Origin of the sequence: Mesorhizobium sp. PAMC28654 (assembly GCF_020616515.1) — a bacterium.
In the GTDB taxonomy this organism is placed as follows: Bacteria; Pseudomonadota; Alphaproteobacteria; order Rhizobiales; family Rhizobiaceae; genus Mesorhizobium.
In genome coordinates, this window is record NZ_CP085135.1 from 5,687,413 (window position 1) to 5,699,602 (window position 12,190).

Here is a 12,190-nt window from a genome sequence, read left to right on the forward strand (position 1 = left end):
GCTTCACTCCCCGCTCGTCATGTGCCTGAGCGCGTTTTGCGGCGGTCCCGCTCGATCAGCCGGTCGACGAAGCGAGCTTGCGGGATGGTAATCAGGATGAAGATCAGCGCCACCGTCGTCACCGCCGACAGGTTGAAATTGTTGCTGGCGACGATTTTCGACTGGTTGAAGGCGTCGATGGTGCCGATGATGGCGACCAGTGCCGTGTCCTTCTGCAGGCTGATGCAGTTGTTCATCAGCGGCGGAATGATGCCGCGGATAGCCTGCGGAACCACCACGTAGCGCATCGTCCTGAAATAGGAGAGGCCCAGCGAGCGCGCCGCCGCGATCTGGCTCGGATGCACGCTCTCGATACCGGCGCGATAGACCTCGGAAGTATAGGCGCCATAGGTCAGCGTCAGCGCGATGATCGCATAGGCGTTGGAGGACAGGTCCTTGAGGATGGGAAGGCTGGTCAACGGCAGGCCAAAGCCGATGAGATAGATGGTGATGATGGCCGGCAGGCCGCGAAACAGGTCGCCATAGATGATCGCCAGCGTGCGGATCGGCCGGCCTGCCTTGCCGGGCAAGGTGCGGGCGATGGCGACGACCAGCGCCCAGACCAGGATGAGGATCGCGGAAAAGAAGAAGATCGAGATGTTGGTGCCGAACGCCTTGAGGATGGTCCAGGTCGACTTCCAGATCAGGTCGATATCGAAGAACGTCCGGCTGACGGCGGCATCGTTGACCACCAGGAACCAAGCGAAGGCGCAGATGATCAGGAGCGCCACTGAATAGGAGAGGGCGTTCCAGGATACATCCGAGGATATGGACCCAAGTTCGCGGCCGGCATGTACGTCATTCGATGATGCCGCGCGCGCGGACAGCCTGACAGCGCGCCAGGCAACCCCGATGACCCATAGCGGCGGCACGCAGGCGAGTGCCGACACGATCTGGACGGGCACGTTCGGCCAGCCCTGCTGCAGCACATAGGCAGCGATGTGCAGGGACGTGTAGGCAATGGCGAGAAACGTAACGGCGGTGACGCCGAGCGCCACCCAGGCCCGCCTGCCATGCGTGCGGACCTTGCCGCGGGCGCGCCATTGGCTGGCGCGCTCGCTTCCCGTTTCAGCTATCGGTATCGACATGCCTTAGTATTTCCAGACCGGTACGCTGTCGGGGGAGAGGCCACCCCAGGATGGCAGCAGATAGGCGGCTTCCAGCTTCTTCAGCGTGCCGTCATTCGTCAGGTCGGTCATGACCTTGTCGATGACCGCTCCGTTCGGCGAACCCTTCGGATAGATGCCGGCGGTCGGCCGGTCGGTGGTGTATTTGCCGACGACCGCCAGCTTGCCATTGGAATTCGCCACCTGGCCGAGCACGATGCCGAGATCGGTCATCACGGCGTCCACCTTGCCGGCGGCGGCCGCGGTGAACATCGAGGCCGTGTCGTCGAACACATCGACGCTTTTGGCCTTGAGGGTCTCCTGCGCGAACTGCACCAGCGTCGTGCCCGCCTGGACGCCGACACGGCTGGTCTTGATGGTTTCCTCGGTGACGGTGTTGCCGGCCTTCACCGCCACGCCATTGTCCGACTGTATGTAGGGCACCGAGAAATCGACGACCTTCTTGCGCGGCTCCGTGACCGAGATCAGCGCCAGCGCGATGTCATAATCCTTGTTCTGGCCGGCGACGATGGAATCGAAGGAGGCGTTGACCAGCTTCACTGTGTCGAGGCCGAGCCGGTGCGCGATGTTGACCGCCATGCAGAACTCGTAGCCGTCCTTGATCGTGTCGGGCGTGTCGCCATTGAACTGGCCGACCGCCGGCAGGTTGATGATGACGGTGAACTGGCCGGCAACCGCCGGGGTGATCTTGTCGGTGCCGCGCTCGCCCGTCACCTGGCAGTCGCCATAGCCCTGTGTCTCGGCCATGGCCGAGGTCGCACAGGTCAGTGCCAGGACGGAGGCGCACAATGCGTATTTCAAGGACTTCATTTATTCTTCTCCCATTGTTGATTGTCGTTGCTGGACGTTCCTACTGAACCGGGGCAGGGCTCCCCAATGCCAGGTCCAGATAGGTCTTCTGCAGGAGCCGGGTGACCGGGCCGGGCTTGCCGTCGCCGATCATGTGTCCTGCAATTTCGATGACCGGGGTCACCAGGCTTGATGCGCTGGTCAAAAATGCCTCGCGCGCGCTTTTCGCGTCTTCGACGGTGAACCGTGACTGGTCGACCACCAGGTTCAGTCGATCGGCCACCGTGATGACGGCGCGGCGCGTGCAGCCGGGCAGGATGGCGCGCGAGTTGGCGCGCGTGACGATGCGGTTGTCGGCGGTGACGATATAGGCGGTGGAGGAGGCGCCCTCGGTGACGAAGCCGTCCTCGACGAGCCAGGCTTCCTTGCAGCCGCGTTGCGCCGCGACATGCTTGGCCTGGACCTGCGCCAGCAGCATCGTGGTCTTGATGTCGCGTCGCGCCCAGCGCTGGTCGTCGACGATGGCGACGCGGACGCCGTCGCGCACCGCCGCCGCATTGCGCAGGTCCTTGGCCTGGCTGAACGCGAAGAAGGTCGGCTTGATGTCTCCGGCATAGCCGAAGTTGCGGTCGGCGATGCCACGGCTGATCTGCAGGTAGATGACACCTTCCCGCAGCTGGTTGCGGGCGATCAGCTGGGTCTGGACCTCCACGATCGCCTCGGGCGAGAGTGGCATCGGGATTTCGAGTTCGCCGAGCGACCGTTCAAGCCGCGCCAGATGGAGGTCGTTGTCGATCAGGCGTCCGTCGATGACCGCGGTCACCTCATAGATGCTGTCGCCGAACAACAGCCCCCTGTCGAAGACCGAGACTGTCGCCTGGTCCTCGCTGACGAACCTGCCTTCCACATAGACTTCGCGCGCCACGGCCATTCCCGGTTTGATGATGTGGCCGGACGCTAGTGGCATCGAAGAACCATGGCCAATGCCATGTTTCTTCGAGCTTATGCATTTTTTGCATGGGATTTGCGTGGCATGAGGAAACGCCGCTATACGGAGCTGCCGAAGATGCGGGAGGCCGGATTTCATGGAACTCAAATGGCTGGAGGATTTCTGCTGCCTGGCGGGCTGCCTGAGCTTTTCCAGGGCCGCCTATCTGCGCGGCGTGACGCAACCGGCCTTCAGCCGGCGCGTCAAGCAACTCGAAGGCTGGATGGGCGCCACCCTGGTCAACCGGGCAACCTTTCCCGTCACGCTGACGGCGGAGGGTGTGCGCTTCCTGCCGATGGCCGAGGACGCCATACGCACGATGCATCGCAACCGGGATTCGCTGCGCCCGCGCAACGAGGCTGAAAAGCACAGGGTGACGTTCTCGGCGCTGCACACGCTCACCGTCACCTTCCTTCCCGCATGGCTGGACGACATGCGCGCACACCTGCCGCTGTTCAGTTCGCATGTCAGCCCGGACAAGGGCGGCATCGAGGAGAACATCGACACGCTGCTCGACGGCAATTGCGATTTCCTGCTCACCTATTTCCATCCCTCGGTGCCGTTCCTGCTCGACAGTTCGCGCTTCTCTTTCCTCGTGCTGGGCACGGAGAAGGTGAAGCCGGTGGCGGCGCCGCATGCGCAAGGGCCGCTGCTTGACCACGCGCTGAGGGCACACACGCCGCTGCCCTATATCGACTATGGTGACTTCTCGTTTTTCGGCATGGCGCTGAACAAGCTGTTCGCCAAGCGCCCGCCCTTTACGCGCAACACCACGCATGAAAACACCATCTGCATCGGCCACAAGGCGATGGCGCTCGCCGGGTGGGGCGTGTCGTGGCTGCCGGAACGGCTGATCGTCAGCGAAGTGGCCGATGGAGCCCTTGTGCCGGCGTCCGTCGATCCCGACTGGGAGCTGACGACCGAGATCCGCCTCTACCGCCACGCCGATGGCGCGCGCCCGATCGCCAACCGTTTCTGGGAGGCGGCGGGCAATTGGGCCGGGGGCGTTACACCGTGAGGAAGCGCAGCGCGCGCAGCACTTCGAAATAGTTGTCGGAGACGAAGCGCAAGGTGCGCTCGCGCGGGTGCTCCGCTCCCGGATACCAGCTGGCGCGATAGGCATCGGTCGGGTTGTTGAACTCGATCTCCACGTCGAAATGCTTGGGCAGGTCGAGGCGGCACGCCGTCAGGTCGCGCGACAGCGCCTTCTCCACGCCCTCGCGAATCTGGTCCATCGCCCGCGCCGGCGACATGGACAGCGTGGCGCGCCCGAAACCTTCGCTCACCGCAACCGTGCCAATTCCCGGCACGAGCGCGCGGGCATCATCGCATATGCCGCGATCGCCGGACAGGAACACCGGCGCGACGCCGAGGAGTGCCGCCGTAAAGGCGTTGACGGTGAATTCCGAAGCGACCTCGCCATTGATGACCAGCCGCGAAATCCTGTCGTTCATCGTATGGGCGAGCGGATTGGACTCAGTGCCGGCCTTGGCGTGATAGCCGGTGAAAAGAGCGGCATCGAAACTCCTGTCGAGGCCGAACATCATGACATGGGGATGGCCGCTCCAGCCGCGCACGATGCTGGCATAGTCGGGGAGCTTGGAGACGATCAGGTTGCGCGCGCTCTGGTGCGCGTCCTTGATCAGGATCTCTTTTGCGCCGGCGGCCCTGGCGCCCTCGCAGGCGGCGACCACCTCGGCCGTCATCAACTCGCGGAATTCCGAATAATCCCGTCTTTCCTTCAGCGCCTCGTCCCAATCCGCTATGCCGGCGGTGCCCTCTATGTCCGCGCTGATGAACACTTTCATCTGTCTTCCCTGCCTTATCGAAGTTCGATTCTTTTCAGGCGATTACCTCCTTTCCCTGTGAAAATGAATCGCCCTGTCGAATTAAAGTGTCAGGCGTGCTCGTCGGCGCAAAGCGCGTGGTCGGAGAGCGCACGGATGACATAGCAGTCGCCGACCGTCTTGCCGTTGCAGCAGGTGGCGATGCGTTCGAGTTCCGCTTCCAGCCGCTTCAGCTGAGCGATCTTTTCGCGCACCGAGATCAGCTGTTCCTCGGCGATCTTGTCGGCGTGGCCGCAGGGCTGCTCGGGATGGAAGCTGAGCTCGATCAGCGCACGGATGTCCTCGACGGCGAAGCCGAGATCGCGGGCGTGACGGATGAAGGCCAGGCGTTCCAGCTCCTGCCGGCCGTAGCGGCGCTGGTTGCCTTCCGAGCGCTCGGGCGCGGCGACCAGGCCCATCTGCTCGTAGTAGCGGATAGTGGGCACCTTGACCCCGGTACGGCGGGAAAGATCTCCGATCGAAAACATGAATTTTTCCTCTTGAAGCTCTAGTGACTAGAGGAATTACATTGCCTGACATCGGGATTCAAGACCCAAGCGGCGGCACGTCGCGCGGTGAAAAACAGACAGGTGATGTGATGACGGCTCCTCTCAAGCAGACACGGTTCAAGATCGGCGGCATGGACTGTGCGTCCTGCGCGGCCAAGATCGATACGGCGGTGCGCCGTCTCGACGGCGTCGCCGATGTCTCGGTTTCGGTGACCGGCGCCTCGATGACGGTCAGCCATGGCGGCGTGCTGCCCGAGGACAAGGTGCTGCGGCAGGTGGCGCGGCTCGGCTACGGCATCGTCAAGGCCGAAGCCAGGAGCGATGGGCGCGCTGCGGCGGCCAAGGCGCATGACCACGATCATGATCATGACCATGAGGGCCACGATCACGAAGGCCACGATCATGGCGTCAAGCCGGCCGGCCGGCAGGCGGCTGGCTCTACCCATCTTCACAATGATGCCGAACCGGGACAGGCGTGGTGGCGCTCGCGCCGGGCGATGCTGACGCTGGGCTGCGCGGCCGCACTTCTCGCCGCCTATGCAATCGGCCATCTGGTCCCGGCGGCCGAGCGCTGGGCTTTCCTGGCGGCGCTGCTGGTCGGACTGGTGCCGATCGCCCGGCGCGCGCTGATGGCGGCCTTGGCGGGAACGCCATTCTCGATCGAGATGCTGATGACCATTGCCGCCGTTGGCGCCGTGATGATCGGCGCGACGGAAGAAGCCGCAGCCGTGGTGGTGCTGTTTCTCATCGGCGAAATGCTGGAAGGCGTCGCCGCCGGCCGGGCGCGAGCGAGCATCCAGGGGCTTGCCGACCTGGTGCCGAAGACGGCGCTAGTCGAGCGGGCCGGCGGCACCGTCGAGGTTCCCGCCGAACAGCTTGGCGTCGGCGACGTCATCGTGGTGCGGCCAGGCGACCGCATTCCCGCCGATGGCGAGATCATCGAAGGTTCGAGCGACATTGACGAAGCGCCGGTGACCGGCGAGAGCACACCGAAGCGCAAGAGCGTCGGGGAAACCGTCTTCGCCGGCACGATCAGCACCGATGGCGTGCTCAAGGTGCGGGTCACCGCCGCCGCCTCCGACAACACCATCGCCCGCGTCGTTCGGCTGGTGGAGGAAGCGCAGGAGGCCAAGGCGCCGACCGAGCGTTTCATCGACCGCTTCTCACGCATCTACACACCGGCGGTGCTGGTGGTCGGGGCGCTGGTGGCGCTGCTGCCGCCGCTGCTCATGGGCGGCGACTGGAATGAATGGATCTACAAGGGCCTGGCGATCCTGCTGATCGGCTGCCCCTGCGCGCTGGTCATCTCGACGCCGGCGGCAATCGCCGCCGGGCTGGCGACAGGCGCACGGCGCGGCCTGCTGATGAAGGGCGGCTCGGTGCTGGAGGGCTTTTCGAAGATCACGGCGGTGGCCTTCGACAAGACGGGAACGCTGACCGAGGGCAAGCCGGCGGTCACCGATGTGGTGGCCTATGGCCGCGATGAGCGCGACGTGCTGGCACTGGCGGCATCCCTTGAGCAGGGCTCCAGCCATCCGCTGGCGATGGCGATTCTCGGCAAGGCGGAAGCTGAGAGGATCAAGGTGACGCCGGCATTGGCGTCCAAGGCGATCTCGGGCAAGGGCGTCGAAGGCAATGTCGGTGGCGTCGCTGTATTCCTCGGCTCCGGCCAGGCAGCGGCGGAACGTGCTGATATGAGCGAGGCACAGCGCTTTGCCATCGAGAGCCTCAATGGCCAAGGCAAGACTGTCTCCGTGCTGGTGGCCGATGGCATGATGGCCGGGCTCATCGCCATGCGCGACGAGGCGAGGCCGGATGCGGCTGCCGGTATCTCGGCGCTGAAGGCCGAGGGCATCCGTACGGTGATGCTGACCGGTGATAACCGCCGCACCGCCGACGCCATCGCCGCCTCGCTCGGGATCGAGGCACGAGCCGAGCTGTTGCCGCAGGACAAGCAGCGCATCGTCGGTGAACTGCAGCGCGAAGGGCTGAAAGTCGCCAAGGTCGGCGACGGCATCAACGACGCGCCGGCGCTTGCCGCCGCCGACATCGGCATCGCCATGGGTGGCGGCACGGATGTGGCGCTGGAAACGGCGGACGCCGCGATCCTGCATGGCCGGGTCACCGATGTCTGGCGCATGATCAGGCTGTCGCGGTCGGTGATGGCAAACATCCGCCAGAACATCACCGTGGCGCTCGGGCTGAAGGCGGTGTTCCTGGTCACCACTATCGCCGGCATCACCGGCCTGTGGCCCGCGATCCTCGCCGATACCGGCGCCACCGTGCTGGTCACAGCCAACGCCATGCGCCTGTTGCGCTGGCGCGGGTGAGACGGGCAGGGCACGGTTGCCTAGGCGCGTGCTCTCCAATCATCCGGTTGGTGATCTTGGTTAGCAGTTTGCTGACGCGACCCTGAAAACCGGATCGTTTTTCACCACATGCGTGTCATTCATTCGCTTTATGGTTGCGGGTCTGAACCTGCTGTGGAGGCGAGATGAAACTTGGTGTTGTCCTGGGGCTGGCCATGGCCTGCCTGTCCAGCGTGAGCTTTGCCGATGGCAAGGAGGAGCCTTACCCACCGCTTTTCGCGCGAAATCTGCGCGAGGGGCAGACGATGGAGACCTTCCTGCAATCCGTGATGTCGCCGTTCAGAAATGGCGCGGGTCGCGGGGACAAGCTGACACGCGAGATGGTGGACCAACTCGCCCGGCGTAACGAGACATTGATGAAGTCGATGATCGTGTCGCAATTCGCCCTGCTCGACCTCAACCAGGACGGCATCGTCACCCGGGACGAAGCAGAACAAAGCCGTGCCAAACCCGATGGGCGGGTCTCGCCCCAGTTCACCCAGGCGCTGTTCGCGGCGGATGCCGACGGCGATGGTAACATATCCATTTCCGAGGCCTACAAGAACGTCAAGCCAATCAACATGTCAGGTGTTCCTGATGACCGTCTTGCCGCCTATCTGGCGCTGGGCGACGGAAACTCCGTAACGGCTTCGCAGATCATGGAACAGGCGATGGCGGTGTTCCGGTCCGTCGATGCGGACGGCAACACGATCCTGTCGCGGGACGAGGTCATGCGCGTGGCGGCGCGGATTCCGGCTGCCGTCAGGCCGAGCATCGTGTCCGGGCTGCAAGGCGATCCCGCTTCCTGCAATTTGCCACGTCCCTCGGCGGATGCCGAAACCGTGCTTTTGGGCACGTATGACGGGGATGCCATGGCCGATGTCCATGTCGGCAACCCATATGATGAAACCACAACGTCGACCATCGACATCCAGCCCGGCAAGAAGCCTCTACATCGTGGTGACGAGCTACGAAGCACAGATCTGGACAGTGTCCGGCGCGGTTGAGCGCGTCGAGAAATTCGTTGTCGCGGCGCCTCGAAGCGGCGCGCGATCCGGTGTCGTCGGCCTGGCCAGGGATCGGGTGTCCTTAGTTGGCAAGGACGGGCGCGGCTGCATGAACTACTTCTACAAATCCGGAACCGGCGAGACGGCCCAGGCACGAAAGCTGTTTGTGAGCACGGTGGGCAAGGATGCGGATCATGTCGCCGGCATTTACAGCCTCTCCAAGGTTTCCTTGCCGGACATGACATTCGAAAACCTGGCATCGACCGCGCTATCGCGGCAGGTCCCCGACGACTTCGACGCGGAGAGTTGGAAAAACGCATTGCGATTCACGCCGCGCGGGCTGGTGCGCTTCGATCCTGCCAGCGTCGTCGCCGGCGAGCCTGCCAGGCGCTATGACGTGCTGCCGCAGGAATTCGGCCTTTCGCAGTTGGTCCACAGCGGCCATCTGGAGCGGCGCGGCGGACTGTTCAGGATCGTCAAGCCAATACCGCAATTCCCCGCCGGCCTGGCCGGCGCGCATTCGGTGCAGTTCTCGCTCGCCAAGGGCGTTCCCCTGCCGGGCGGAGATGCCGGCCATTCCTGCGTCATGTCCGAAGACGCTGGCGAGGCCGTAGGTCCTTCGGCGACGGCATGCCGCATGATCCAGCCCAAGCTTGATCCGATGGGCAGCTTCAAATGATGTAAAGGGCGGCTCTCTACACCCTCCTGTTACTCGGCCGCCGCCGGTAGCGGTGGCCTGACATCGCTGCGGCGCTCCCAGATGTGCGAGGCAACAGCGACGATGACGGCGACCAGCATGGCAAAGGCGCCGAGCAGTGGCAGGCTGCGATAGCCGTAGCCGCCATTGAGCATGGCGGCGCCCAGCGATGCGGCCAACGCGATGCCGACGTTGAATCCTGACGGGATGAGCGACGAGGCGAGGTTGGAGGCGTCCGCCGTCCAGGACAGGATGCGGGTCTGGATCGGCGTGCCGATGGAGAAGTTGAGACCGCCCCAGATGACGATCGCCACGATCATCGGCACCGGATAGGGGCTGACGGCATAGATGACCGCCAGCGTCACCGCCTGCAGGAACAGCATGGTGATGAGCGAGGGCATCAGCTTCCAGTCGGAGAGCTTTCCGCCGAGGAAGACGCCGATCGTGGCGCCGACGCCGTTGAGCAGGAGCACCCAGGGCACAAGGTTTTCATCGAGGCCGGTGACTTCCAGCAGCGTCGGGGTGATGTAGGTGAACAGGCCGAACTGGCCGATCATCAGCATCAGCATCAGGATAAGCGAGGTCCAGACCTGCTGGCGGGCGAGCACGCGAACCTCGCGGGCAAGGCCGACATGTTTCGCGGACGATCCAGTGGTGCGCGGCAGAAGCGCCGCCATGGCGAGCGTTGCCGCGACGCCAAGCCCGCACATCACCCAGAATGTCGCGCGCCAGCCCCAGATGTTGCCGATCGCCGTGCCGGCGGGCACGCCGATGACGTTGGAGACGGTGAGGCCCGACAGGATGACCGCCACGGCCATGCCGCGTTGGTCTTCACGGACAAGGCCGACGGCCACGACCATGGCGACGCCGAAATAGGCGCCGTGCGCCACGGCGACCGCGATACGCAGCAGCAGCATGGAGGTGAAGTCGGGCGCCAGCGCGCAGGCAGCCTGGCCGATGGTGAAAGCGACGGCGAGGCCGAGCAGCAAGGTCTTGCGCGGCAGCCTCTTGGTGGCGAGCGCCAGCAGCGGGCCACCAATGGCGATGCCGCAGGCATAGCCGGAAACGAGATAGCCGGCGGAGGGGACCGAAACGCCAAGCCCTTCCGCCACTTGCGGCAAAACGCCGGCGATTACGAACTCGGTGGTGCCGAAGGCGAAGGCGGCGATGAACAGTGCGAAAAGTGGAAGCGACATGAGGCAGGCATTCCCCGGAGCGAAGCGCCTCAAATCACGGATGGGCGTCGCCGGCAATCCAGAAATTATGGACGACGCTTTAGGTTTTCTTGATAGGCACCGGACGCGATCGACCGCGCCGCCGAGGCAGGCAAGGCTCAGGCCACCGGCAGGCGGTGGCGCGCGATCGCGGCGTGGAAGCGCATCCCGCCCATGAGCGCGGCGTCGTTGAAATCGAAGGTCGGGTTGTGCAGCGGCGCGGAAGCCTCGCCATTGCCGATGAAGGAGAAACAGCCCGGCACATGGTCGAGAAAGCGGGCGAAATCCTCCGACGCGGTGTTCAGGTCGGAGTTGCCGCTGGTCGCATCTTCGCCGAAGACGCCGGCCGCCGCCGCAAGCGCTGCATGGGTGGCCTCGGCATCGTTGATCAGCGGCACGAATTCGCGGGTGTAGATGGTTTCGACGGCGCAGTTGTAGGTCAGCGCAGTACCCTGCGCGATGATGCGCATCTGCCTTTCGATCTCGGTGCTGACCTCGGGCCGAAAGCTGCGCGCGTCGCCGAGGATGCGGGCGAGGCCGGGCAGGGCGTTGCGGGTGCCGTCGGTGATGAGTTCGGTCACCGACACGACGGCGGTGTCGGTCGGGCTCAGCCGTCTCGACACGATGGTCTGCAGATTGGTGACAAGCGCACAGGCGGCGACGAGAACCTCCTGGCCCTGTTGCGGCCGCGACGCATGGCCACCGACGCCGCGCAGCGTGATCTCGAAATTGTCCTCCGCCGACATCAGCGGACCGGCGCGGGTATGGAAGTGCCCGATCGGAATGCCCGGCATATTGTGCAGGCCATAAATCTCGTCGAAGGGGAAGCGCTGCATCAGCCCGTCATCGAGCATGGCGAGCGCGCCCTTGCCCCATTCCTCGGCCGGCTGGAAGATGAAGCGAATGGTGCCGTCGAAACCGCCTTCATCGGCAAGCAGGCGCGCGGCGCCCAAGAGCATGCTGGTGTGGCCGTCATGGCCGCAGGCATGCATCAGGCCCGGCGTGCGCGAGCGATAGGCATGATCGCCTTGCTCGGCGATCTTCAGCGCGTCCATGTCGGCGCGCAACGCGATGGCGCGGTTGCCGGTGCCGCGCCGCAGCGTTGCGACTACGCCGGTACCGCCGACGCCTTCGACCACCTCGTCCAGGCCGAATTCCCGGAGCTTTTGCGCCACGAAGGCACCGGTGCGCCGTTCCCCGAAGCCGAATTCGGGATGGGCGTGCAGATCGTGCCGCCATGCCTTCATGTCACTTTCGAGCGAGTCCAGGCCTGGCATCGGTGCCCCCCAATCTTTGGCCAAGGATACCCTGTCTCAGGGCAGTTTGTCGCCGCTGGGCTGCAGCCTGCGCCCGTAGGGGATTCTCAGCCATGCCCGTTCGTGGAAATAGTAAAGCAGCGACTTGGTGAAGACCTCGGTCACGCCGATGGCCGCCGCGAGCTTGACGCTTCCCGTCACGATCAGGGAAATGATCAGTGTGTCGATGGTTCCGGTGACGCGCCAGGACAGCGCCTTGGCGAAACTGCGCGAATGGGTATCCATCGATTTCCTCCCGGCGGACCTGAACCGTTCCTTAGCCGAGAGACGCGAGCCGGAGCAAAGGTAATTTGCTGACCAAACGCTAATGTGCGAATCGGTCTGTGTGCG

Annotated in this window: 12 protein-coding genes; 4 read left to right on the forward strand and 8 right to left on the reverse strand. The window is 64.3% G+C overall.

Features of this window, described 5'->3' with window-relative positions; all coding sequences use genetic code 11:
* Positions 1-17 precede the first annotated feature (17 nt).
* Genes LGH82_RS27950 through LGH82_RS27960 form a run of 3 tightly spaced genes read right to left on the reverse strand, consistent with a single transcriptional unit; the run spans position 18 to position 2,880 of the window.
* A complete protein-coding gene (locus LGH82_RS27950; RefSeq protein ID WP_227345800.1) occupies positions 18-1,127 on the reverse strand; it encodes an amino acid ABC transporter permease in 1,110 nt (369 codons plus the stop codon).
* A gap of 3 nt (positions 1,128-1,130) precedes the next feature.
* The gene (locus LGH82_RS27955; RefSeq protein WP_227345801.1) at positions 1,131-1,976 is read right to left on the reverse strand and encodes an ABC transporter substrate-binding protein; all 846 of its coding nucleotides are present in this window, start codon (positions 1,974-1,976) and stop codon (positions 1,131-1,133) included.
* Positions 1,977-2,016: 40 nt separating this feature from the next.
* Entirely contained in the window at positions 2,017-2,880 is an 864-nt protein-coding gene (locus LGH82_RS27960; RefSeq protein ID WP_227349702.1) for a D-amino-acid transaminase, read from the reverse strand.
* Between the two features lie 160 nt (positions 2,881-3,040).
* Between LGH82_RS27960 and LGH82_RS27965 the strand changes: the two genes are divergently transcribed.
* Positions 3,041-3,961 (forward strand): LysR substrate-binding domain-containing protein, encoded by a 921-nt coding sequence (locus tag LGH82_RS27965; protein WP_227345802.1) that lies wholly within the window; start codon positions 3,041-3,043, stop codon positions 3,959-3,961.
* Here the strand turns inward: LGH82_RS27965 and LGH82_RS27970 are convergent.
* Positions 3,951-4,751, reverse strand: coding sequence for a M55 family metallopeptidase (locus tag LGH82_RS27970; protein ID WP_227345803.1), 801 nt, complete (start codon positions 4,749-4,751; stop codon positions 3,951-3,953). The two genes, LGH82_RS27965 and LGH82_RS27970, sit on opposite strands and share 11 nt — an antisense overlap.
* An 89-nt stretch (positions 4,752-4,840) precedes the next feature.
* A complete protein-coding gene (locus tag LGH82_RS27975) occupies positions 4,841-5,257 on the reverse strand; it encodes a MerR family transcriptional regulator (RefSeq protein WP_227345804.1) in 417 nt (138 codons plus the stop codon).
* A gap of 110 nt (positions 5,258-5,367) precedes the next feature.
* Between LGH82_RS27975 and LGH82_RS27980 the strand changes: the two genes are divergently transcribed.
* From LGH82_RS27980 to LGH82_RS27990, 3 genes are all read left to right on the forward strand, one after another.
* A complete protein-coding gene (locus tag LGH82_RS27980) occupies positions 5,368-7,608 on the forward strand; it encodes a heavy metal translocating P-type ATPase (protein WP_227345805.1) in 2,241 nt (746 codons plus the stop codon).
* A 164-nt stretch (positions 7,609-7,772) separates the two neighbouring features.
* On the forward strand, positions 7,773-8,633 hold the full coding sequence (locus LGH82_RS27985; RefSeq protein WP_227345806.1) for an EF-hand domain-containing protein: 861 nt from the start codon (positions 7,773-7,775) through the stop codon (positions 8,631-8,633).
* On the forward strand, positions 8,617-9,312 hold the full coding sequence (locus tag LGH82_RS27990; RefSeq protein ID WP_227345807.1) for a hypothetical protein: 696 nt from the start codon (positions 8,617-8,619) through the stop codon (positions 9,310-9,312). The genes LGH82_RS27985 and LGH82_RS27990 overlap by 17 nt, the downstream gene beginning before the upstream one ends.
* A gap of 29 nt (positions 9,313-9,341) precedes the next feature.
* Here LGH82_RS27990 and LGH82_RS27995 read toward each other — a convergent pair whose 3' ends face one another.
* From LGH82_RS27995 to LGH82_RS28005, 3 genes are all read right to left on the reverse strand, one after another.
* On the reverse strand, positions 9,342-10,526 hold the full coding sequence (locus tag LGH82_RS27995) for an MFS transporter (RefSeq protein ID WP_227345808.1): 1,185 nt from the start codon (positions 10,524-10,526) through the stop codon (positions 9,342-9,344).
* 137 nt (positions 10,527-10,663) lie between these two features.
* Positions 10,664-11,821 (reverse strand): amidohydrolase, encoded by a 1,158-nt coding sequence (locus LGH82_RS28000; RefSeq protein WP_227345809.1) that lies wholly within the window; start codon positions 11,819-11,821, stop codon positions 10,664-10,666.
* 36 nt (positions 11,822-11,857) lie between these two features.
* Positions 11,858-12,085 carry a DUF2061 domain-containing protein gene (locus tag LGH82_RS28005; RefSeq protein ID WP_227345810.1) on the reverse strand — a complete coding sequence of 76 codons (228 nt, stop codon included), beginning with the start codon at positions 12,083-12,085 and terminating at the stop codon, positions 11,858-11,860.
* Positions 12,086-12,190: the final 105 nt, after the last annotated feature.